The organism is Exiguobacterium sp. A1_3_1, assembly GCF_048985645.1.
Taxonomy (GTDB): Bacteria; Bacillota; Bacilli; order Exiguobacteriales; family Exiguobacteriaceae; genus Exiguobacterium_A; species Exiguobacterium_A indicum.
Map to the genome: position 1 here is coordinate 1 of NZ_WBYY01000037.1, position 22,308 is coordinate 22,308.

A 22,308-nucleotide genomic window follows, 5' to 3' on the forward strand; every position below is an offset into this window, starting at 1 on the left:
AATCCGTGAGATGGGAATGCTTCAATCTATGTCTCGTAGAGGAAACTGCCTGGATAATGCGCCAATGTAAACATTCTTTGGTCACTTGAAAGATTATGTCGATCATAAATTAGCATCTGACCGCGATGAGGTCTGTATCATGGTTGATGCTTACATTGATTATTACAATAGCGAAAGAAGACAATGGAAACTACAAAAGATGACTCCGGTGCAATACCGAAGCCATCTCATAGCAGCTTAAAACGTTAAGGGTGCTTTTATTAAACTATCCAAACTCTAGAGATCAGTTCATTAACGTTTAACATTCCGAAGATGTTTTATATTGCTTCATAATTGTATGTTAGTCCAAACCAGTTCTATTTCAAACTCTCTTCTTTATGAAAAATCGTCTTTACTTATGATACGGCTCATTCCGATTAATCCGGTACGCCCGATAAATCTGTTCACACAAAATCATCTTCATCAATTGATGCGGAAATGTCATCTTTGAAAACGAAATCGTATCATTCGCACGCTGAATCACTTCTGGTGCAAGACCGAGTGATCCACCGATGACGAAAGCAATTTTGCTCTTGCCATATGTCGCGAGTTGATCGAGTTCTTTTGCGAACTGTTCACTCGTCCGTTGTTTTCCTTCGATAGCAAGTGCGAGGACATGAACATCCGGTCCGATCTTCGCTAAAATCCGTTCGCCCTCTTTTTTCTTCACTTGCGCCATCTCCGCTTCACTCAACTGCTCTGGTGCCTTTTCGTCCGCGACCTCGATTTCTTGGATCGAGCAGTAGGCGCCGAGACGCTTCGTATATTCGGCGATGCCTTGTTTCAAATACTTCTCTTTTAGCTTTCCGACCGTAATGATGGTAATTTGCATCTTTTTTCTCGCTTTCTGACAGAAAATTCAGGAGTTATCCACAGAGTTATCCACAAATCCACATGTTGATATTTATTTTTTGCTTGACACAAGATATGTTGCCGGTGCGTCACAGTATTCACACGTGATGTTTTTTTCTGGATTTAGCTGATCGAGAATCGGGTATTGTTCTGTTTCATCCACGATTTCGTCAAGCGCGAGCTCGACATGTTCTAAACAGACGTACTTATCCACAGGTGGTCTCCTCCTTTCACTTATCCACATTTATCCGCTTCCAGTATAACAAATATCGACCTTCCTGACCGGAAAAGGCGCAGGTTTCTTCACTCAAAAAAACCATCCACAGGTCGGACCTGTGGATGGTTTTTCAGATTATGCTTTACTGAACAGTTGGTGACTGAGCTGACAACTTCACATCTGCTGTCTGTTTTTCACCGCCACGGTAGAACGTGACTTTGACCGTTTCGCCAACTTTTGCATCCCGGTAGAGAACACTTTTTAGATCAGCGAACGATGCGATCGCTTTTCCGTTGATCTCAACGATGACATCGTTTGCCTTCATACCCGCTTTTTCGGCTCCGCTGTTACGTGTCAGACCGACGACGACGATTCCTTTCGTGACATCATTCGGTAATTTCAGACGATCTTCGCGATATCCGCTTGGGAATTCCTGCACGTCACGAATCTGAATCCCGAGCTGTGGACGAACGACTTCACCATTTTGCTCGAGATCACGCATGATTGGTAACGCTTCGTTGATCGGAATCGCAAACCCGACTCCTTCGACACTTGCTTCCGCGATCTTCATCGAGTTGATCCCGATTAATTGACCAGCTGTGTTGATGAGCGCTCCACCGGAGTTCCCCGGGTTGATCGCTGCATCCGTTTGGATGACTTCCGTATTGAAGTCTTGCTGTCCATCCTTGTTCGTATCGACGGGAACCGTCCGTTCCTGCGCACTGATGACACCGCGCGTGACGGAGTTCGCGAAGATTCCGAGTGGATTTCCGATCGCAAGCACCGTTTCACCGGCACGTAACGTATCCGAATCCCCCAGTTTTGCGACTTGTGTCACTTTCGATGAATCAATCGACAAGACCGCTAAATCGTACGTCGGATCTTCCCCGAGGACTTTTGCCTCGAGTGCTGTTCCGTCGGATAACGTGACAGACAAGCGGTTCGCCCCTTCAACGACGTGGTAGTTCGTGACGACGTAGGCTTTATTGCCGTCTTTTTTATAGATGACGCCGGACCCTGCACCCGTTTCCTGATCGGTTCCTTGGAACGAGCTCTGAAGGTTCGTCACGCTCACGACGGCTTCCTTCGTCTTACCAACCGCACCGACGATGTCGGCTTCATCCTCTGTCGTCTGTGTTGCAGTCTGTTCCGCTGTCGTCGACGAAACCGGAGTCGGACTCGTCATCTCATCGCGGACGAACGGCCACGCGACGAGGGCAATCAACAAGGCTCCGACGATTCCGCCGATCAGACCGACGAAAAAGGCTTTTCCGGCACCGCGACGACGCGGTGGTTCTGGTTGTTCTTCATATGGTTCACGATAAGGGCTGACCGGTTCGCTCGTTGCCGGCTGACGGGGCGGGAAGCCGCTCTCATCGGATGACTGTTCGTATCGTTCGGATTCGTTCCGTGGTTCTTCGGGTCGATCCATCGACATACGCCTCCTTTATGACTCTCTTTACACAAGTATACCCCCATCACGTGGCAAGTGAGCCAAATGTGGGGGTCTTTTGAGCATATTCAGTAATTTCCCATAATCAAAGCTTCAGGAGCGGCGTCGGAATGACCGGATCCGTGTCGAGAAGCTGAATCTTACTCAGATCGACGTCACGGCTCGCGAGCGTTTGGGAGACACTCATCCGGGCGAGTTCCTTCATGTTGTTGTCCTTGCTCAAGTGGGCCATGTGGATCCGTTTTGTCCGGTCATCGAGGACCTCGCTCATCGCGATTGCGGCGTCCTCGTTCGAGACGTGTCCGTAATCCCCAAGGATCCGTCGTTTGACGCTCCACGGGTAATGTCCCATCTGGAGCATACCGATATCATGGTTCGCTTCGAAGATATAGGCATCAGCGCCCCGAATGACACCTTTCATCCGGTCCGAGACGTATCCGGTATCCGTGATGTGTGCCAACCGTTTTCCTTCGTGCGCGAACTGGAAGAACATCGGATCCGCTGCATCATGACTGACATTGAACGATTCGACTTCGATGTCACCGAACTGCTTGACCTCTCCGACTTCCCAGAGGAACTTCAGCGCCGGATCAATCTTACCGATCTTCGCTTCCATCGCTGCCCACGTCTTTTCATTCGCATAGAGCGGGATATTGTACTTCCGTGCCATGATACCGACGCCTTTGATATGGTCGGAGTGCTCATGGGTGACGAACAGACCATCGATGCCATGCGGCGACCGGTCAATCTGGTCGAACAAGGCGAGCATCGCCTTGCCAGTCAGTCCCGCGTCAACGAGCAAGCGGGTCTGTTCACTTTCGATATAGAGGGCGTTCCCCGTCGAGCCACTGGCCATGACGCTGTAGTGTAGGCTCATCGTGCATTCCTCATTTCTCTGAGACTGTATCCAATCGTTCGACGGTCTGGACACCGCCGTCAATCGCATTGACGAAGTAGACTTCTTCATTGTCGAGCTCGATTTGCCACGTCGGCGGCAGGATTTGGACCGATTCCGTGCCTTCCGTGACGAGACAAAAATAACCGAGCTTGTGACTCGTCAACCGCTTTGATGCCGGGAACAAACCTTGTTCCGACAACTGGACGATCGCTTCACTTGCCGATAACAACGTCACGTCCTGTGCTTGCCGAACGACCTTGTTCAAGTGACGTTGTTTGTAGCTGACGATTTCCTTCGCATCGTTGAGCTGCAAGACGAGCAGGGACGGTCCGATCATCGCATCGTCCTCACGCGACTGCTGTGGTGTCGAATAGAGCGGCTGTCCCTTATACGTCTGAACGAATGTCATCTCCTGATACTTACTATCATACTTCCAAAATGTATATTCGGCACCATACCGAACGGACGCTTGAACGAACGATGAAGCAGAATCCCGCATCGTCTTCGTTTCGAGTCGATACGGTTTCGTCAACCGGACCGACCACTCGACATCGTTCTTGACGGAAGCGACCGCGTCACGAATCGGTGAACTAGCAAGTGGCGCCAGTGTTCGCGCATCGACTTCGGCTGTTAAATAGCCGATGTCTCGCGTAACCGGTTGTAGTTTTTTCTCATCGATTTGACGATCCTTCAAGATCGATTTACCGGTCGCACTCGTCGCGACGATCCGCGGCTCGACCATCCGGTCCATCAATTGAATGGCAAGGTAGACGTTCAGGATCAAAAAGGTCAGCATCAATAAGGTCTTCGCTTTACTCCAGTCCATTCATCCTCACCCCTCATTCCCGACAGCTTGATTGATCGATTGCCAGACGCCGTCGATTTTGATGAACCACGTCGGCTCAAAGACGGCATAGCGGCTCGTTGAAATCTTATACGTCATCTCATATCCAATCCGGATTCCACTGATCTCTTTTAAGAGATCAGCACGGTTCAGACGTTCGAGAACCGTTTCAACGGCTGGCACCGTTTCTTCCCGAAGAATCAGTTTCCGCTTCGCTCGGAGCATGCTACGGCTGAGCGATCGGACTTGGTTCTCCTCATACATGATCTTCAGTGTCGCGAGATCGAACTTCGTCTGTTCGAGCAACGGACCACTCTCCCCAAATACCGGATATCGGTTCAGATACAATCGGAACGTCGCCGTCTGTTCCTCACTCTTTTTACTCATCTGATCAAAATAATACCGGAAACCACTACGCTGGGTATCTTGATCGAGCCAGCCCCCATGAATGTTGACATAGCTGACGAGCGTGCTGTAATCGACGGTCGAGCTTTGGGTATTCGGCGATAACGTGTTGAAGCGATAGACATTGTAGTTTCGGTCATACGTCGAAACGCTGACACCGTCCGTCAAGACGTCAAGATCATCCCGACTCTTGATTTGCTGGACGTTCGAGTTCTCAGCAAAAAAGGCACTCCGAATGCGATCAAGTGGTTTTGGCGATTGCCCGACCTCGTCATAGACGAAGACTTGCTCTAATCGCGTCGTACCGCTCGCGACATACGTATAATCGCCACCTTTGAGTTCGACGCGTGTCATCGGTTTTTTCTTATCATGCGCGAACAGTCGCTTCAGAACCGTCTCATCGCCGACGAGCTTGAAGTCCTTCAGGCGACCGGTCGCCGACTCGAGACGGAGGATCGGTCCATCATAATCGAGTAAATAGAGCCGTTTGATCGGTTCCGAGAAGGCGATTTGTTTTTCTCCGAGTAACTCTTCAAGAATCGTCGCACTGATTGGCGTTGGAAAGATCATTTCGACACTTCGGTCACCGACCGGGATGTTATTCGCTTTATCCGTCAAGACAAGGACACCGATGTTAAACGACGCACCGATTCGGTTAAGGAAGGTCCGACCGATGATTTGTGTCTGATAGATCCCTTCCTGATCCGAATAGACGAGTAGTTCCGGGTTAATCAGTTGGTTGCTTTCAATCGTCTTTGAGGCATCGATCTCGTTGAACGAGACCTGTTCCCGCTCGATTGATTCACTGCTTGGATGATAGGTCCAGAGCATCGCTGTCTGAGCGATCGAACCGGCGACAAGCAGGACGAGTAACAGCGAACTCCAGTGTTGTTTCTTCATCCGGCATCCACCTCTTCGATCACCTCATACGGAAGCGTGAAGTAAATCGTCGTGCCGCGTCCCCATTCACTTTCTGCCCAGATGTCGCCACCATGTGCCGAAACGACGTCTTTTGCAATCGACAGACCAAGACCGGTGCCGCCGATTTTACGGGCACGGGCTTTATCGACACGATAGAAGCGTTCGAATATTTTTTGGAGATTCGCTTTCGGGATTCCGACACCTTCATCCTTGATGCTGATGACGATCCGTTTTGCCCGGAGCATCGTCCGGACAGTGATAGTTCCGCCTTCCGGTGAGTACTTGATTGCATTCGTCAGGATGTTGTCTGCGACTTGGATCAATTTATCCTGATCCCCACGGATATAGACTTTCCGCTTCATGATCTTACGACGGAAACGAATCCGTTCCGGCTTCGTCATGTCATGGCGATCGAGAATCTCATTCAGGAACTGAATGTAATCGAAGCGGACCTTGTTCATTTTGTATTCCTTACTGTCCATCTTCGACAGTTGTAAGAGATCGGTAACGAGGCGGATCATCCGCTCCGTCTCGTTTTGTGTCGTCTCAAGGAAACGCGGTGCGAGTTCCTCGTCCTGATACGCTCCTTCTGCCAAGGCTTCGAGATAGCTGCGCATCGTCGTCAGCGGTGTCCGGAGCTCGTGACTGACGTTCGCGACGAATTCGCGACGATCCTGTTCGACTTGCTCCTGTTCCGTGACGTCATGCAGGACGACGATCATCCCGGTAATCGGACCACTGTGTTTCTTGACGGGCGAGAAGAATGCCCGGACGAGGAACAGTTCATCCTCACTGCTGAAATCAAGCAGACGCGGTGGCATCGTACCGTCTTCCGGAATCATGAAATCGTCACCGAGTGCCAGTAAGTCCTTCAGGTTCGTGCCGACGACGCTCGCATCATCTGCACCGACGATATCCTTCGCTTGATCGTTCATCAAGATGACGCGAAGCGTCCGGTCCGTCGCGATGACGCCATCGGTCATGTTCTCTAGGACACTCGTCAACTTCCGCCGTTCGGCTTCCGTCGTCGCGTTTGCTTCGAGTAACTCATCCGTCAATTCGTTGAACGAACGAGCGAGCTGACCGATCTCATCGTCCGAATAGACCTTAACCTTCCGCGAGAAGTTCCCGCGTCGCATCTCGATCGCTTGACGCCGCATATCGGAAATCGGGCGCGTGATCGTCCGCGACAGCAACACACCGAGAATTGACGTGATGACGAGAGCGATGACCGTTCCAGTCGCAAGAATCCGCGTGACCTGTTGCATCTGCGAATAGATCGACTCCATCGAGGCGCGGACATAAATCATCCCGGTCGTGACGCCGTCTCGTTCCGAGGTGACCGGTACGGCAAAGATCCGGATCTTATCCTCTGATTCCGGATCAAGCACGGTGTCCGTCCGGGTCGAGCTCGTTGCCTGTGCTTTTTTAATCAATGAATTCGTCGCTCGTTGTCCGACCGCCGACTGGTTCTCGTTATCCGATGTCGCCTGGATGATCGAGTCCTGGTCAATGATTTGAACTTCGAGGATGTCGTTCCTTGAGGTGGAGCCATTACTAAACTCAGACAGCAGTTGCCCTAGTGATTGGGACAACTGCCGTTTGGAGGCTTCATCATCGCCTGTTTTATCGAATTCCTTCCCGACGTTATAGGCGACAAGACCTGCCCGGTCCTCGACCGACTTCGAGAAGTTCGTAATGTACTGCTTTTCAAGGGAACGAACGAAATAGACGCCAATGACCTGCATCGCCACTAAGATCAATAAGGCATAGATGACGACGAGTTTCCATTGGATGGATTTAAAGAAGTTCGTTCCTTTTAACATCGTTATTCATTCTCCCCGTCTTGGAGATAGTAGCCGACACCACGACGCGTCATGATATAGACCGGCGTACTTGGGTTGTCTTCGACTTTCTCACGGAGACGACGTACCGTTACGTCGACTGTCCGGACGTCACCGAAGTAGTCATAGCCCCAGACCGTCTGTAACAAATGCTCACGTGTCATGACTTGACCGATGTTTTTCGCGAGGTAGTGCAACAATTCGAACTCACGCTGCGTCAGCTCGATTTTTTGATCCTTCCGTGTCACCGTATGCGAATTCGTATCGATATACAGTTCTCCGACTTTGAGTGGACCTGGTCCAACCGGTTGTGGTGTAGCTTCCGGACTCGTGTTGCGTAAGTGGACTTTCACACGGGCAAGTAACTCGCGCGAGCTAAATGGCTTCGTCACGTAATCGTTCGCACCAAGCTCAAGACCAAGTACCGTATCGATTTCGGAATCCTTCGCTGTCAACATGATGATTGGAATCTTCGACGTCTTCCGGACTTCCCGGCAGACCTCCATCCCGTCCATTAACGGGAGCATGATGTCGAGCAACATCAAATCCGGTTTGAACTCCTCGAATTTCTCTAATGCCTCCACGCCGTCATTTGCGATCGCGACCTGGTAGCCTTCTTTTTCTAATTTAAACTTGAGTATATCTGCAATCGGTAACTCGTCATCGACGACTAGAATTTTGCGTTCCGTCACTGGGTGTGCCCCCTTAAAAATTTCTATTCAATCTATTTTACCTGTTTTTTCGGCATATAGAAAGGTGGCGACGGAAACTCCCGGCGCCACTCTCTCTACTGTTCGTCGTCTCACGAGAGAGGTTCCACGTGAAACACTGTATTCAGTATACCTGTTTTTGCTTCCGTTTGTGAACCATTTCGCACAAAAAACAGCCTCTTGCAGGAGGCAAGAGGCTGTTGAGACTTATGCTTCTTCGTAGAGATCACGCAAGACGACTGTCTGTTCACGACCCGGTCCGACCGAGAACGTGACGAGCGAGATACCTGTGAGATCCGCAATCCGCTTAACGTAGTTCTGTGCGTTCAACGGTAGATCTTCAAAGCGACGGACACCTGTGATGTCCTCTTTCCAGCCCGGCAGTTCTTCGTAAACTGGAACACATGCCTCGAGATCACGGAAGCTTGCTGGGTACTCATCGATCTGTTTACCGTTGAATTCGTACGATGTACAGATCTTCAACGTGTCGAGTCCTGTCAAGACGTCGATCGAGTTGAGCGCAAGATCCGTCAATCCACTTGTACGGCGCGAGTGGCGAACGACAACAGAGTCGAACCAACCGACACGACGCGGACGTCCTGTCGTTGTTCCGTATTCACGACCGACTTCACGGATTTGGTGCCCGATGTCATCGAACAATTCCGTTGGGAACGGACCGTCACCGACACGTGACGTGTACGCTTTACAGACACCGACGACGTGGTCGATCCGAGCTGGACCGACACCGACACCTGATGCGACACCGCCAGCTGATGCGTTCGACGATGTAACGAACGGGTACGTTCCGTGGTCAAGGTCGAGTAAGACACCTTGTGCGCCTTCAAACAACACTTTTTCGCCGTGATCAAGGCTATCGTTGACGACGACGGATGTATCGCAGACGTATTTCGCGAATTCTTGTCCATACGCATAGTATTCTTCGAAGATATCGTCGAACGCGACTGGTTCAGCGTCATACATCTTCGTGAACATCCGGTTCTTTTGGTCGAGAACGATCTTCAACTTCTCAGCGAACGTTTCTTTGTCGAGTAAGTCTGCCATCCGGATTCCGATTCGTGCGGCTTTATCCATGTAGCACGGTCCGATTCCTTTTAGCGTCGTTCCGACTTTTGCGTCGCCCTTCGCTTCTTCTTCTAACTGATCCTGCAACTGATGATACGGCAAGATGACATGCGCCCGATTCGAAATTAACAAGTTATCCGTTGAGACACCACGATCGTGCAGATACTTCAATTCCTTGACGAGTGATTTCGGGTTAACGACGAGACCGTTCCCGATGACACATTTCTTATCCGAGTAAAAAATACCTGATGGGATCAAGTGCAATTTGTACGTCTCGTTATTGAATACGATCGTATGTCCTGCATTGTCTCCACCTTGATAACGTGCTACGACGTCGGCTTGTTTCGAAAGAAAATCGGTGATTTTCCCTTTTCCTTCGTCGCCCCACTGTGTTCCGACTACTACTACTGATGACATCTTATCATCCACCTCCACGTACGATTCAAAACCACGACTAAGTGTAACGCGATAAAAAAAAGAAGTCAACCAAATACCGAACAATTAATTGTTACAATTCTCTTTCGTTCGTTTAATTATCGTTTTTGATGAATAAACTGAGAATCTTTAGGTGAAAATAAAAAAAGCTACGTTTTATCTCCGATTGATCGAAGACAAAACGTAGCTTGGATTAAGCTGGTGGCGCGTACGAGTTGCTTGGCTCGAGATCCACGAACTTGTTGAATTCTTTTCGGAAGGCGAGTTTGACCGTTCCGGTTGGACCATTCCGCTGTTTTGCGATGATGATCTCAATCGTATTCGCATCTTCCGTTTCTTTATTGTAGTAATCGTCACGATACAAGAAGGCGACGATATCGGCATCTTGCTCGATCGCTCCCGATTCCCGGATATCCGACATCATCGGTCGTTTATCTTGACGACTCTCAACCCCACGGGAGAGCTGCGATAAGGCGATGACGGGGACTTCGAGTTCACGCGCGAGTGATTTCAAGGAACGGGAAATTTCCGAGACCTCTTGTTGACGGTTGTCGCTGGAGCGACCATTCCCTTGAATCAGCTGCAAGTAATCGATCATGATCATCCCAAGCCCGTGCTCCTGCTTCAAACGACGGCACTTCGCCCGGATATCGTTGACCCGAATCCCTGGTGTATCGTCGATGTAGATGCCGGCTTGAGACAGGTTACTCATCGCAAGCGATAACTTGCCCCAGTCCTCTTCTTCGAGTTGACCAGTCCGGAGTCGTTGCGCATCGACGTTTCCTTCGGCACAGAGCATCCGCATGACGAGCTGTTCGGCACCCATCTCAAGACTAAAGATGGCGACGTTCTCGTCAGCGCGTGTCGCGACGTTTTGCGAGATGTTCAAGGCAAACGCCGTCTTCCCGACCGATGGACGTGCTGCGACGATGATTAGATCGTTACGCTGGAAGCCGGCCGTCATCTTATCGAGATCCTGGAAACCGGTCGGAATCCCCGTCGTCTCGCCGCTTTGTTTATGCAATTTATCAATCGTTGCATAGGCACTCGTCAAGACGTCCGAGATCGGGATGAAACTCGCGCTCCCTTTTCCTTGTGATACTTCGAGAATCTTCCGTTCTGCCTCATTCAGCAGGACATCGACCTCGTTTTGCCGCTCGTATCCGTCAGTGACGATTTCACCCGCCGTCCGAATGAGACGCCGAAGCGTCGACTTCTGGTCAACGACGTTAACGTAGTAATTGATGTTGGCTGCGGTTGGTACACCTTCCGCTAGTTCCGCTAGATACGGTAGACCACCGATCTCATCTAGGATGCCAAGCGTACTCAGCTCGGCTGTGACCGTGACGAGGTCGATTGCTTCGCCTCGGTCGGACAGTACGAGCATCGCTTCGAAGATCCGTTGGTGAGAGGCACGGTAAAAGTCCTGCGGTAACAGACGTTCTGATGCACTGATCAAACGATCCGCATCAATCATGATCGCCCCTAGGACGGCTTGTTCTGCCTCGATACTTTGGGGAGGCATATTTTGCATGACTTCACTCATCACCGTTCCCCTTTTCTACTCACGCCTCTTTGACCTGAACGTTCAGCGTCGCTGTCACTTCGTTGTGTAGCTTCAATGGTACCTTTGTAAAGCCGAGTGCCTTGATTGGGTGCTCGAGCTCGATTTTACGTTTGTCGATCTTGTAGCCCATGCTCTTGAGCGCTTCCGCGATCTGTTTGCTTGTGACAGAACCGAAGACACGACCGCCTTCACCGGCTTTCGTCGAGACGACGATCGTCTCTTTTTCGATTTTCTCTTTTAACGCTTGTGCGTCAAGCAAGTTCTGTTTCGCTTCTTCTGCTGCTTTACGTTCATGTGCTTCATGTTGCTTCAAGTTGCCAGTCGTCGCAGGACGTGCCAACTTTTTCTTGAAGAGTACGTTATTTGCATAAGCATCGGCCACGTCTTTGACGTCTCCTGCTTTACCTTGTCCTTTTACATCTTGTAAGAAAATAACCTTCATTCTGATTCCTCTCCTTTTGTCTCATCTTCTAGATATTGATCGATCGCTTTACGCAACGCATCCGCGACCGTGACGACCGATTCTGACATCTGTGTCGCCGCGTTCGTCAAGTGACCGCCGCCTCCGAGCGTCTCCATGATCAACTGGACGTTGACTTCCCCAAGTGAACGGGCACTGATCGCAGTCCGTCCGTCTTGAAGTTCCGCAATGACGAAGGCAGCACGAATGCCTTGAAGCGACAACAATTGATCGGCCGCTTGTGCGATCAAGACTTGATCGTGAATGACGCCAGGTTCTGCTGTCGCAATCGCCATCCCTTTCGTATAGACCTCGGACCGCTCGAGGATATGTGACTGCTCAACGTACGTCTCAAGATCCTGACTGAGGAACTCTTGCACGAGCACCGTGTCAGCACCTTGTGAACGCAAGTAAGAGGCAGCATCGAACGTCCGCGAGCCGGTCCGAAGGGCAAAGCCTTTCGTATCGACGATGATTCCGGCAAGTAACGCCGTCGCCTCAAGCATCGATAGCTTCTGATTCGTCGGCTGGTACTCGATCAACTCGGTGACGAGTTCTGACGTCGACGATGCGTAAGGCTCGAGATAAACGAGGACCGCATCTTCGATGAAGTCCTCCCCACGCCGGTGATGATCAATCACGACCATATGCTCGAATCGATCGAGTAACGTCGGCACGACGACGAGCGACGGTTTGTGGGTATCGACGACGACGAGTAACGTCTGATCGTCAATTAACTGATCGGCTTGAAACGCATTGACGAACCGTGTCTCGAGTTGTGGTACTTCAGCGATCTCGTCCATCATCCGGCGAATCCCACGACCGATTTCTTCTGGCGGTAAAACGATATGCGCTTCCTTATCGTTCATTTCCGCAAGCTTCAAAATGCCGATCGCTGATCCGAGTGCATCCATATCCGGATTCTTATGCCCCATGATCAGGACACGGCTCGATTCCTGCATTAAGTCACGAAGCGAGTTGGCAATGACACGTGCTCGGACACGTGTCCGTTTTTCTGTCGGATTCGTCTTGCCGCCATAAAAGCGGACTTTTCCATCGCGTTTGATGACGACTTGGTCGCCTCCCCGTCCTAATGCGAGATCGAGACTCGACTGAGCCATCAGACCAAGCGCCGGAATCGGGTCACTTCCGCAACCAATTCCGATCGATAACGTCAACTGGACACCACGCTGACTCGTCTCTTCGCGCACGGTATCGAGAATCGTGAACTTCGATCGTTCGAGAATCCGAAGATTCTCTTCTGTCGTGACGATGAAGTACCGATCAGATGCGGTTCGTTTGATATACGTTCCGTGTTCGGCTGCCCAGTGATTCAACAGTTGCGTAACTCGGCTGTTCAACTCACTGCGCAACTGATCTTCGATACCTTGTGTCATCTCATCGTAGTTATCGAGATAGATAACGCCGATGACTGTCTGATTATCGACGAGTTGTTGTTCGACTTGTGCTTCTTCTGTCATATCGAACAGATAGAACGTCCGATTCTCATGATTTGAAAAGACGCGATATACGGCATCACCGATTTCAAGCGTCGCTTGGTCCTCGTTCGTCGCGACCATTTCGATGAATAAGGGATCGAGCTCATTGAGCGTCTGTCCCATCGCTACATCATCAAAGATCTCCCGCATCGGATCATTGAACCAGGTGACGAGGGTTTCCTCATCGTATAACAAAATCCCGATTGGCATGTTCGTCAACGCATCTTGTCCCGTCTCCTCGACTTGCATCGAGATTCCGGCGACGTATGCCTCCCATGCCCTGCGTGCACGGCGTTCTTCGAATAGGTGCAATCCGAAGAGGAGGGCAGTCACGACGGCTCCGATAGCAGAGATGATCGGTTCACGTACAGCGACGACGAGAAGCAGACCGACGATTAATAGATACGGAATGAAGCGAACGATGCGTCGTTCTCGTTCCGGTGATACTTGTTGACCTGACTCCATCGTGTCCTCCTTATATGCTCTATAGGGTTCATTTAAATTTTTAGTAACTTGTTTATTATAACCGAAAAGCAGGAGGGGATGAAAGGGAAGCGAAAAAAAGCACCATCCTCACGCATGAGGATGGTGCTACGAAATCAGTCAGCCACGTATGGGATTAAAGCCATTTGACGTGCGCGTTTGATTGCGATTGTAAGTGGACGTTGGTATTTCGCTGAAGTACCAGTCACACGACGTGGAAGAATCTTACCGCGTTCCGAAATGAAACGTTTGAGAAGTTCTACGTCTTTATAATCGATATGAGTGATGTGGTTCGACGTGAAGTAACATACTTTACGACGACGTTTTCCACCTGGACGACGTGCCATGTGATTAACCTCCTTTTTAACTTGGATTTTTCAGGACGATTTCCTTAGAACGGGAGATCGTCGTCTGAAAGGTCGATCGAACTACCGCCGCTGAACGGATCAGCGCCGAAGCCCGAATTCGATGAAGCGGGTGCTGGCGAGGAAGAGTTGTTCTGCTGTTGCTGTGAACCCCATCCTGCAGCATTCCCGTTTCCACCAGTAGATGAAGCGTAGCCTTCGCTACCATCCGAAGAACGGCTCGCGTTACGTGACTCAAGGAAGCGGACGCTATCAGCGACGACTTCCGCACGATAACGGCGTTGCCCTTCTTTATCGTCGTAGCTGCTAATCTGGAGGCGACCCTCTACACCAGCAAGACTACCCTTCTTCAAATACTGAGCAACGTTCTCTGCTTGCTTGCGCCAAACGACGCAATCGATGAAATCAGCTTCTCGCTTCCCATCTTGCCCTGTGAAAGGACGGTCACATGCGAGTGTGAATCGCGTTACCGCAATCCCGCTCTGCGTATAACGCATTTCCGGGTCACGAGTTAACCGACCGACTAAAACGACGCGGTTAATCATCAGAATCACTCTCCTGTTTCAGCTTATTTCTCGTCTTTTGTGATCATTAAGCGAACGATATCGTCACTGATCTTCATGAGACGGTCAAGTTCTTTTGTAGCTGCTGGTTCAGCAGAAACGTTAAGAAGAACGTAGAACCCTTCACGCATATCATTGATTTCGTAAGCGAAACGACGTTTACCCATTTCAGTTGTTTTATCAACTGTACCACCGTTATCAGTGAGGACTTTGTTGAAACGCTCCACTGTTGCTTTGCGTGCTTCCTCATCAAGTTCCGGACGGATGATGTAAAGTACTTCGTATTTACGCATATCTGTCACCTCCTCTTGGACTGGCGGCTCGAATGTTCGAGCAAGGAGCAATAATTCATTACTCACATTCGTTAATACTACCAAAGTATTTTGCTTTATGCAATAACGATTCGATTTCGATTAGACGTTGAAGCGGAATGTGACGACATCGCCGTCTTGGAAGACATATTCCTTACCTTCTGAACGGTAACGTCCTTGTTCCTTGACTGTAGCCATGTTGCCTGCTGCTGCTAAATCTTCGTACGAAACGACTTCTGCACGGATGAATCCACGTTCGAAGTCCGAGTGGATGACACCCGCACATTGCGGAGCTTTCATCCCTTTTTTGAACGTCCAAGCGCGTACTTCTTTTTCACCTGCTGTGAAGTATGTCGCAAGACCAAGCGTGCTGTATGCTGCATGGATCAATTGATCAAGACCTGATTCTTCGATTCCGAGATCGACGAGGAACTCTTGACGTTCTTCTGGCTCAAGCTCTGCAATCTCTTCTTCAATCCGAGCACAGATGACGATGACTTCAGAACCTTCTTTTTCTGCGAATTCGCGTACGAGACGGACGTTTTCGTTATTGTCCGCGTCTGCGACTTCATCTTCGCCAACGTTTGCAACGTAAAGCATCGGTTTCATCGTCAACAATTGGAAGTGTTTGACGAGAGCTGCTTGATCTTCGTTCAATTCAGCGAGACGTGCTGGTTTCTCGTCTTCGAGTAATGCTTGCACGATTTCAAGTGCTTCGAGTTCAGCCGCTGCGTTTTTATCGCGTGACTTGACTTGTTTTTGGACACGCTGAATCCGTTTTTCGACTTGCTCGAGGTCTGCGAGGATCAATTCGAGGTTGATCGTCTCGATGTCATCGATCGGTGAGACTTTTCCGGCCACGTGTGTGATGTTTTCATCGACGAAACAACGCACGACCTGACAGATCGCATCTACCTCACGAATGTTCGCGAGGAATTTATTTCCGAGACCTTCCCCTTTAGACGCTCCTTTTACGATACCTGCAATATCCGTGAATTCGAATGCTGTCGGGATCGTCTTTTTCGGGTTGACGAGTTCCGTCAATTTCCGAAGACGTGCATCTGGTACTTCAACGACACCGACGTTCGGGTCGATCGTTGCGAACGGGTAGTTCGCTGCCTCTACACCTGCTTGTGTGATGGCGTTAAAAAGTGTTGATTTTCCTACGTTTGGTAAGCCAACGATTCCTGCTGTTAATCCCACTTGGAATTCCTCCTTTTCGGTATTTCCTAGGAAATCCGTGCTAGCGGCCGCAGTGGGTAGAATGATTACACCACGTCAGCACATCTTTCACAATTATAGATAGTTCAATTTTTTTAAGCAAGGAGCTCGACCGTCTTTTTTACTCACGTCCTAACCGAACGCAACCGCTCCACTTAAGCAAGACAACAAAAAAGCGAATCTAATCACGAGGATCAGATCCGCTTTTCATTACTCTGGTAAGACTTTTTTCAATCGTTTATCAAAATCACGACGTGGCATCAAAATGCTTGCTCCGCAACCTTGACATTTGATTCGGATATCCATGCCGACCCGAATGATTTGCCATCGGTTCGTACCACATGGATGCTGCTTCTTCATCTCAACATAATCATGGAGTTGATACGTTTTTGGAATCATCCGTTTGTCCACCATTCTTTTGTTCTGGATTCATCATGACCATCCGTGGATACGGGATCTTGATGTTTTCTTCTTCTAGTCCTTGCTTCAATTCCTTCCGGATTAGACGACCGGCTTGGAAATGTTGCATCGGTGGTACTTCTGCCATCAAACGATAGACGACTTCAGAAGGACCAAGCGTCTGGACGCCAAGCATCTGAATCGGTTCGACGAACATATCGACATACTTCTTCGTTGTCCGGTCCGCGATCTCATGCAAGACTTGTTCGACCCGTTCGAGATCTTCGTCATAGGAGACTTGAACATCAACGAGCGCGAAACTGTTGTCGACCGAATAGTTCGTGACTTGCAAAATCTGACCGTTCGGGATGATGTGGATCTCCCCGTTGAGTCCTTTTAGTTTCGTCGTCCGGATTCCAAGTTCCGTTACGACTCCTTCGATCACACCGACGCGTACATAATCTCCGACTTTGAACTGGCGTTCGAAGATGATGAACGCTCCGGTAATGATATCTTGCACCAAGTTCTTCGCACCGAACGAAATCGCAAGACCGGCAATCCCCGCACTGGCGACAAGACCGGTGATGTTGATTCCGAACTGACTGAGTACCGTCAACAACATGACGATTCCGAGCACATAACGAATCGCATTTTGGAGCAACTTCAGTAATGTCTCGTTCTGACGTTGCGCCAAGTAGTCCTGTTCATTGATTTTCCTAATCGTAAAGAGACGCGAGACTGCCCCAGTCAAAACGCGCGTTAACACATAGAACGCCGCGATGATGATGAGCGCAATCAGTAGTTTCATCCCAAAACGAATCCACATATCCGCATCCATTACTTGATTGATTAGTTTATCGACTTGGGCGACGGATTCTTGTACATCTTGATTGGTAGCCATTCTCTCATCCTTTCTTGTTCTCTCTATTACGACAGTATACGTGATTTTAATTGAGTTTCAACCAAAGAGCCGATTTTGACGTTAGATTTTTGGAAAAACCGGGAAAGGAAAATCATCTAAGAACCCTTCACTCTTGCCAATCCACCACGACACCGACACCAAGAGAAGAAAGGATGATTTCGATGAATTTCCGCTTTCATTCGCACGAGCCCAAGCCCTATTCTTTCTTTTTAGAATATACGGAACCGTTCGCGAAAGAACGCTTAGCCGAACAATTATTCGAACAAATCTCCGCAGTCCAGGAAAAACGACCAATCGTACTCGTTTGCATTGGTTCTGATCGTTCGACGGGCGACTCACTCGGTCCACTTGTCGGAACATTCCTTGAAAAACAAGCACCTGCTCATCTCCACGTTTACGGTACACTCGCTAAACCCGTCCATGCACTGAATCTCGCTGAAACGATTCACTCAATCCAAACGACCCATTACCGTCCGCTCGTCATCGCAATTGATGCGTGTCTTGGTCGACTTTCAAGCGTTGGGCACGTCTTCTTCTCGGAAGGTCCACTCGCACCCGGTGCCGGCGTTCAAAAAGAATTGCCTGCGGTCGGTGACTTCAACATTAAGGCTGTCGTTAACGTCAGTGGATTCATGGAGATGATGATTCTCCAAAATACACGGTTACATCTCGTTTATGAACTAGCAGAACTCGTCGCGAACAGTTTCCACATGCTCGATGCGAAACTATCCGCTGAATCGACACGGACGACGATTTCCTTCACGCCCCGTTCGATGTAATGAAAAAGAAGCGAACCGTCACCGGAACGCTTCTTTTTCATTGATCCGATTCAGGTAATAACAAGTCGAGCAACCGATTGAGGTCGTCTTCATCTGCAAAATCAATCTCGAGTTTCCCCGCCTGTTTGCCTTGTTTGATTCGTACCGTCGCCCCGTATTTTTCGCGAAGCGACTCTTCGACGAATTGGACAGCGGTCGCTTGTTGCGGACGGACGGCTTCCTTTCGCTCCCGAAGTGCCTGCTCCAACCGACGGACGTTCCAGTTTTCCGCCATGACGCGTTCTGCCATCTGCTCGATCTTCTTTGGATGCTTCAGCGACAATAGGGCACGGGCATGTCCCATCGATAGCCGCTCATCCATGACGGCTTGTTGAACGAGTAGTGGCAATTGTAGTAACCGAAGACTGTTCGTGATGTGCGAACGACTTTTGCCAACACGCTGCGCAAGCTCTGCTTGCGTAATGCCGAATTCCTCGATCATCTCCGCATACGCCATCGCCTCTTCAATCGCGGATAAATCCGCCCGTTGGATGTTTTCGATCAAAGCGAGCTCCATCACGCGTGTCTCGTCTGCTTCGATCACGAGGACCGGTACACGTTCGAATCCTGCGCGACTCGCTGCTTGATACCGTCGTTCGCCGGCGATGATTTCATAATAGCCATCACGTGGTCGGACGACGATCGGTTGGATCATCCCGTGTCGAACGAGCGATTGGGCTAACTCTTCTAATGCTTTTTCATTGAATCGTTTCCGGGGTTGAGTCGGATTCGGGCGAATCGCCCGAACAGGTAATTCGTTCACTTGCCTTCTCTCCTAAACGTAGCGGAAGGCACGACCGCTTATTCCGGACGTGCCTTCACGATGCGAATCCGCACCTCTACATATTCTTCACAATCGACTTCTTCTTTTTCAATCGTCAATCCGGTTTGCTCGATCATATCGACGGAATCGCGAAGGGTATTTAACGCAATCCGTGTATCGCGAGCAAAGCTCTTATGACGTTTTTTCTTCGGTGGCTGTGGTGTCATCAATCGTTCCACCCGGCGCTCCGTCTCCTTGACGTTCCATTCCCGTTCCAGGATTTCAGCGAGTACCGTTACTTGTAGCGCTTCATCCTTGAGCGGTAATAACGCACGGGCATGACGCTCCGTGATCGTCCGTTGCTTCAACGCTTCCCGGACATCCGTTGGCAATCGAAGCAAACGCAATTTGTTAGCAATCGTCGATTGACTACGTCCGAGCTTACGAGCTAACACTTCTTGCGTGATGTCTTGTAACGCAAGCAAGCGCTCATAGGCTTCTGCTTCTTCGATTGGTGTCAAATCTTCGCGTTGCAGATTTTCAATCAATGCCAGTGAAGCAGTCGTCTCGTCCGTCATCTCTTTGACGATGGCAGGAATCGTTTCCCAGCCAAGCGAGCGCACTGCCCGGTATCGTCGTTCTCCCGCAATGATTTCGTATCCTGTTCCTTGTTTTCGAACGACGATCGGCTGGAGTAATCCATGCTCTTCGATCGTAACGGCTAGCTCTTCAATTCGGTCCCCATCAAACACTGTCCGTGGTTGGAACTGGTTTGCGACAAGTTCTGTCAATGGTAATTCCTGAACCGTCTCTTGTGGGTCAAGCTCGATCGTAGCAGGTTGCCCTCCCTTACCGAGCAGCTTGGCAATTGCATTTCTCACGTTGGCGCACCTCACCTTTATCAGTCATCGTTTCACGTGAAACGGTGTTTAGCTTAATGGATCTTTCGCAGGCGTACCCGCTTTACGCGGATATTTCCCGGGTGTTGTTCGTTTTTTATCTACAATAACGATATTACGCTCACTTTCCTCGCCTGGCAATTGGAACTGGAAACTTTCCCGTAAATTCCCACCGAGTACTTTTAAGGCAATCGCACCATCCTCGAGCTCTTCACTGACTTTCGCTGCCTTCAAGGCAACGAATTGTCCACCGACTTTCGCAAGCGGTAAGCAATATTCCGCGAGAACGGACATCCGGGCGACCGCACGAGCTGTCACGACGTCGAACCGTTCGCGGAATTGTTTATTTTTACCGAACTCTTCGGCGCGTCCATGATGGAACGCGACACCTTCTAGTCCGAGTTCCGTCGCCAAATGATTGAGGAAGCCGATTCGTTTGTTCAGTGAATCGACGATCGTCACTTGGAGATGTGGGAACATGATCTTGATCGGCAGACTTGGGAAACCAGCGCCCGCTCCGACATCACAAACCGTCGTGACCGTCGTGAAATCGAAATAGAACGCTGCTGTGATCGAATCGTAGAAGTGCTTGAGATAGACATCTTCTTCGTCCGTGATCGCTGTCAGGTTCATCTTTTCATTCCACTCGACGAGCAGTTCATAATACCGTTTGAATTGATGCAACTGATGTTCTGAGACTTCAAGTCCCTGTGCTGCCAATGCTGTTACGAATTGCTGTTGGTTCATCTCGTTCACTCCGCAGTCAATGCGTATTGGCCTTGCTCGATGTAGACAAGCAGAATCGAGATATCAGACGGGTTTACCCCTGAGATCCGGGATGCTTGTCCGATCGAGAGCGGACGCACTTGGTTTAGTTTTTGTTTCGCTTCAATCGCTAATCCACTGATCGCATCGTAATCGAGACGATCCGGAATCCGTTTTTGCTCCATCCGCATCATTTTTTCGACTTGATCAAGTTGCTTATCGATGTAGCCGGCATATTTGACTTGGATTTCGACTTGTTCTGCTGCTTCTGCAGACAGTGGTGTTTCCGGTGGTGTCATCTGCGCGATCATCGCATACGTAATTTCCGGGCGTTTCAGCAACGTGATCGCATGCAGCGCTTCCTTGAGTGGTGATGCACCAATTGCTTCTAGCTGTGCATTCACGTCCGCTGTCGCTTTGATGACGACCTTCTCAAGACGTTTCATCTCAAGACGGATTTGTTCTTGTTTATCGAGCAACTTCGCTTGGCGCTCTTCCGAGATCAATCCGAGTTCATGTCCGATTTCCGATAGGCGAAGGTCCGCATTATCATGACGGAGCAACAACCGGTACTCGGCGCGTGACGTCAAGAGACGGTATGGTTCGTTCGTACCTTTCGTGACGAGATCATCGATCATGACACCGATATAGCCTTGTGAACGTGACAAGATAAGTGGTTCTTTGCCTTGGACTTGTAGTCCGGCATTGATCCCTGCCATGATTCCTTGCCCCGCTGCTTCCTCATACCCACTTGTTCCGTTGATTTGACCCGCTGTGAATAAACCCGGAACCCGTTTTGTCTCGAGCGTTGGCCAGAGTTGTGTCGGAACAACGGCATCGTACTCAATCGCATAACCAGGACGCATCATTTCTGAATTCTCAAGCCCTGGAATCGAGCGGAGAATATCGTGTTGAACGTCTTCCGGTAAACTTGTCGATAACCCTTGCACGTAGACTTCTTCCGTATCGCGACCTTCTGGCTCAAGGAAGATTTGGTGACGCGGTTTATCGTTGAACCGGACGACCTTATCTTCGATCGATGGGCAATAACGTGGACCTGTTCCTTTGATCATCCCAGAGAACATTGGTGAGCGGTGCAGGTTCGCATCGATCAACTGATGCGTATACTCCGTCGTATACGTCAACCAGCATGGGATCTGTTCCGTGATCATCTGAGTCGTTTCATGACTAAATGGAAGTGCTACTTCGTCGCCTGGTTGAATCTCCGTCTTCGAGTAATCGATCGTTTTCCCGTCGATTCGCGGTGGTGTACCTGTCTTGAAACGTGCGAGCTCAAATCCGAGTTCTTCAAGATGTTTCGATAGATTGATCGATGGCATCTGATTGTTCGGACCACTCTCGTACGACAATTCACCGATGATGATTTTTCCGCGCATGAACGTTCCTGTCGTGATGATGACCGCTTTCGCCCGGTACTCCGCCCCTGTATTCGTGACGACACCGACGCAACGTCCTTCGTCGTCAATCAATAACCGTTCGACGAGCGCTTGACGTAAAAGCAAATTCGGTTCATCCTCTGTCTCTTATACACATCTCCGAGCCCACGAGACT

22 protein-coding genes and 2 pseudogenes are annotated in these 22,308 nt (G+C 49.8%); 2 read left to right on the top strand and 22 right to left on the bottom strand.

Translation table 11 applies throughout. The annotated features are described in order from the left end of the window. Positions 1-241 (top strand): annotated as a pseudogene (locus F8N00_RS05925) (IS3 family transposase); the annotation flags it as partial. Between the two features lie 150 nt (positions 242-391). Here F8N00_RS05925 and rlmH read toward each other — a convergent pair. The 18 genes from rlmH to F8N00_RS06015 form a co-directional block, all read right to left on the bottom strand. Continuing rightward, entirely contained in the window at positions 392-871 is a 480-nt protein-coding gene (gene rlmH / locus F8N00_RS05930) for a 23S rRNA (pseudouridine(1915)-N(3))-methyltransferase RlmH (protein ID WP_075643187.1), read from the bottom strand. Between the two features lie 72 nt (positions 872-943). Next, the gene (locus tag F8N00_RS05935) at positions 944-1,105 is read right to left on the bottom strand and encodes a CxxH/CxxC protein (protein ID WP_023469838.1); all 162 of its coding nucleotides are present in this window, start codon (positions 1,103-1,105) and stop codon (positions 944-946) included. A 145-nt stretch (positions 1,106-1,250) separates the two neighbouring features. Then, complete coding sequence (locus tag F8N00_RS05940) at positions 1,251-2,540, bottom strand: S1C family serine protease (RefSeq protein ID WP_075643188.1); 1,290 nt, start codon at positions 2,538-2,540, stop codon at positions 1,251-1,253. A 106-nt stretch (positions 2,541-2,646) separates the two neighbouring features. After that, positions 2,647-3,438 carry an MBL fold metallo-hydrolase gene (locus F8N00_RS05945; RefSeq protein WP_023469840.1) on the bottom strand — a complete coding sequence of 264 codons (792 nt, stop codon included), beginning with the start codon at positions 3,436-3,438 and terminating at the stop codon, positions 2,647-2,649. Between the two features lie 10 nt (positions 3,439-3,448). Beyond that, complete coding sequence (locus F8N00_RS05950) at positions 3,449-4,285, bottom strand: two-component system regulatory protein YycI (protein ID WP_058265606.1); 837 nt, start codon at positions 4,283-4,285, stop codon at positions 3,449-3,451. Positions 4,286-4,291: 6 nt separating this feature from the next. Further along, the gene (gene yycH / locus F8N00_RS05955) at positions 4,292-5,608 is read right to left on the bottom strand and encodes a two-component system activity regulator YycH (RefSeq protein WP_410756017.1); all 1,317 of its coding nucleotides are present in this window, start codon (positions 5,606-5,608) and stop codon (positions 4,292-4,294) included. Beyond that, positions 5,605-7,455, bottom strand: coding sequence for a cell wall metabolism sensor histidine kinase WalK (gene walK / locus F8N00_RS05960; protein ID WP_055969786.1), 1,851 nt, complete (start codon positions 7,453-7,455; stop codon positions 5,605-5,607). The genes yycH and walK overlap by 4 nt, the downstream gene beginning before the upstream one ends. 2 nt (positions 7,456-7,457) lie before the next feature. After that, positions 7,458-8,165, bottom strand: coding sequence for a response regulator YycF (gene yycF, locus F8N00_RS05965; RefSeq protein ID WP_023469844.1), 708 nt, complete (start codon positions 8,163-8,165; stop codon positions 7,458-7,460). 225 nt (positions 8,166-8,390) lie between these two features. Next, a complete protein-coding gene (locus F8N00_RS05970) occupies positions 8,391-9,683 on the bottom strand; it encodes an adenylosuccinate synthase (RefSeq protein WP_035395447.1) in 1,293 nt (430 codons plus the stop codon). A gap of 211 nt (positions 9,684-9,894) precedes the next feature. After that, a complete protein-coding gene (gene dnaB / locus F8N00_RS05975; protein WP_023469846.1) occupies positions 9,895-11,247 on the bottom strand; it encodes a replicative DNA helicase in 1,353 nt (450 codons plus the stop codon). A gap of 19 nt (positions 11,248-11,266) precedes the next feature. After that, positions 11,267-11,710 carry a 50S ribosomal protein L9 gene (gene rplI, locus F8N00_RS05980; protein ID WP_023469847.1) on the bottom strand — a complete coding sequence of 148 codons (444 nt, stop codon included), beginning with the start codon at positions 11,708-11,710 and terminating at the stop codon, positions 11,267-11,269. Next, positions 11,707-13,692, bottom strand: coding sequence for a DHH family phosphoesterase (locus tag F8N00_RS05985; RefSeq protein ID WP_035395443.1), 1,986 nt, complete (start codon positions 13,690-13,692; stop codon positions 11,707-11,709). Before F8N00_RS05985 ends, rplI begins: the two co-directional genes overlap by 4 nt. 134 nt (positions 13,693-13,826) lie before the next feature. After that, positions 13,827-14,057: a 30S ribosomal protein S18 gene (rpsR, locus tag F8N00_RS05990; protein ID WP_023469849.1), complete on the bottom strand. Its 231-nt coding sequence runs from the start codon at positions 14,055-14,057 to the stop codon at positions 13,827-13,829. Positions 14,058-14,101: 44 nt separating this feature from the next. Then, complete coding sequence (gene ssb / locus F8N00_RS05995) at positions 14,102-14,620, bottom strand: single-stranded DNA-binding protein (RefSeq protein ID WP_023469850.1); 519 nt, start codon at positions 14,618-14,620, stop codon at positions 14,102-14,104. 23 nt (positions 14,621-14,643) lie between these two features. Then, a complete protein-coding gene (gene rpsF / locus F8N00_RS06000) occupies positions 14,644-14,931 on the bottom strand; it encodes a 30S ribosomal protein S6 (protein ID WP_023469851.1) in 288 nt (95 codons plus the stop codon). Between the two features lie 120 nt (positions 14,932-15,051). Beyond that, the gene (ychF, locus tag F8N00_RS06005) at positions 15,052-16,152 is read right to left on the bottom strand and encodes a redox-regulated ATPase YchF (protein WP_023469852.1); all 1,101 of its coding nucleotides are present in this window, start codon (positions 16,150-16,152) and stop codon (positions 15,052-15,054) included. 228 nt (positions 16,153-16,380) lie between these two features. Continuing rightward, positions 16,381-16,569 carry a DUF951 domain-containing protein gene (locus tag F8N00_RS06010; protein WP_023469853.1) on the bottom strand — a complete coding sequence of 63 codons (189 nt, stop codon included), beginning with the start codon at positions 16,567-16,569 and terminating at the stop codon, positions 16,381-16,383. After that, positions 16,541-17,470 (bottom strand): mechanosensitive ion channel family protein, encoded by a 930-nt coding sequence (locus F8N00_RS06015; protein ID WP_023469854.1) that lies wholly within the window; start codon positions 17,468-17,470, stop codon positions 16,541-16,543. Before F8N00_RS06015 ends, F8N00_RS06010 begins: the two co-directional genes overlap by 29 nt. Positions 17,471-17,652: 182 nt before the next feature. Here F8N00_RS06015 and yyaC point away from each other — a divergent pair, with 182 nt between their 5' ends. Beyond that, positions 17,653-18,270 carry a spore protease YyaC gene (yyaC, locus tag F8N00_RS06020; RefSeq protein WP_034786343.1) on the top strand — a complete coding sequence of 206 codons (618 nt, stop codon included), beginning with the start codon at positions 17,653-17,655 and terminating at the stop codon, positions 18,268-18,270. 37 nt (positions 18,271-18,307) lie between these two features. On the opposite strand, the gene F8N00_RS06025 is transcribed toward yyaC, so the two are convergent. From F8N00_RS06025 to mnmG, 4 genes and pseudogenes are all read right to left on the bottom strand, one after another. Then, on the bottom strand, positions 18,308-19,072 hold the full coding sequence (locus tag F8N00_RS06025) for a ParB/RepB/Spo0J family partition protein (RefSeq protein WP_023469856.1): 765 nt from the start codon (positions 19,070-19,072) through the stop codon (positions 18,308-18,310). Between the two features lie 38 nt (positions 19,073-19,110). Continuing rightward, positions 19,111-19,953, bottom strand: coding sequence for a nucleoid occlusion protein (gene noc / locus F8N00_RS06030; protein WP_023469857.1), 843 nt, complete (start codon positions 19,951-19,953; stop codon positions 19,111-19,113). Positions 19,954-20,001: 48 nt separating this feature from the next. After that, positions 20,002-20,718 carry a 16S rRNA (guanine(527)-N(7))-methyltransferase RsmG gene (gene rsmG, locus F8N00_RS06035; RefSeq protein ID WP_023469858.1) on the bottom strand — a complete coding sequence of 239 codons (717 nt, stop codon included), beginning with the start codon at positions 20,716-20,718 and terminating at the stop codon, positions 20,002-20,004. A 5-nt stretch (positions 20,719-20,723) separates the two neighbouring features. After that, a pseudogene (gene mnmG / locus F8N00_RS06040) lies at positions 20,724-22,274 on the bottom strand (tRNA uridine-5-carboxymethylaminomethyl(34) synthesis enzyme MnmG); the annotation flags it as partial. Positions 22,275-22,308: the final 34 nt, after the last annotated feature.

Coding starts and splice junctions, on each gene's coding strand:
- walK (WP_055969786.1), bottom strand. CDS start 7,455: ATGTTAAAAGGAACGAACTTCTTTAAATCCATCCAATGGAAACTCGTC.
- rplI (WP_023469847.1), bottom strand. CDS start 11,710: ATGAAGGTTATTTTCTTACAAGATGTAAAAGGACAAGGTAAAGCAGGA.
- rpsF (WP_023469851.1), bottom strand. CDS start 14,931: ATGCGTAAATACGAAGTACTTTACATCATCCGTCCGGAACTTGATGAG.
- F8N00_RS05940 (WP_075643188.1), bottom strand. CDS start 2,540: ATGGATCGACCCGAAGAACCACGGAACGAATCCGAACGATACGAACAG.
- rsmG (WP_023469858.1), bottom strand. CDS start 20,718: ATGAACCAACAGCAATTCGTAACAGCATTGGCAGCACAGGGACTTGAA.
- ssb (WP_023469850.1), bottom strand. CDS start 14,620: ATGATTAACCGCGTCGTTTTAGTCGGTCGGTTAACTCGTGACCCGGAA.
- rpsR (WP_023469849.1), bottom strand. CDS start 14,057: ATGGCACGTCGTCCAGGTGGAAAACGTCGTCGTAAAGTATGTTACTTC.
- rlmH (WP_075643187.1), bottom strand. CDS start 871: ATGCAAATTACCATCATTACGGTCGGAAAGCTAAAAGAGAAGTATTTG.
- F8N00_RS06015 (WP_023469854.1), bottom strand. CDS start 17,470: ATGGCTACCAATCAAGATGTACAAGAATCCGTCGCCCAAGTCGATAAA.
- F8N00_RS05945 (WP_023469840.1), bottom strand. CDS start 3,438: ATGAGCCTACACTACAGCGTCATGGCCAGTGGCTCGACGGGGAACGCC.
- yycH (WP_410756017.1), bottom strand. CDS start 5,608: ATGAAGAAACAACACTGGAGTTCGCTGTTACTCGTCCTGCTTGTCGCC.
- F8N00_RS05950 (WP_058265606.1), bottom strand. CDS start 4,285: ATGGACTGGAGTAAAGCGAAGACCTTATTGATGCTGACCTTTTTGATC.
- F8N00_RS05970 (WP_035395447.1), bottom strand. CDS start 9,683: ATGTCATCAGTAGTAGTAGTCGGAACACAGTGGGGCGACGAAGGAAAA.
- yyaC (WP_034786343.1), top strand. CDS start 17,653: ATGAATTTCCGCTTTCATTCGCACGAGCCCAAGCCCTATTCTTTCTTT.
- dnaB (WP_023469846.1), bottom strand. CDS start 11,247: ATGAGTGAAGTCATGCAAAATATGCCTCCCCAAAGTATCGAGGCAGAA.
- F8N00_RS05985 (WP_035395443.1), bottom strand. CDS start 13,692: ATGGAGTCAGGTCAACAAGTATCACCGGAACGAGAACGACGCATCGTT.
- F8N00_RS06010 (WP_023469853.1), bottom strand. CDS start 16,569: ATGATTCCAAAAACGTATCAACTCCATGATTATGTTGAGATGAAGAAG.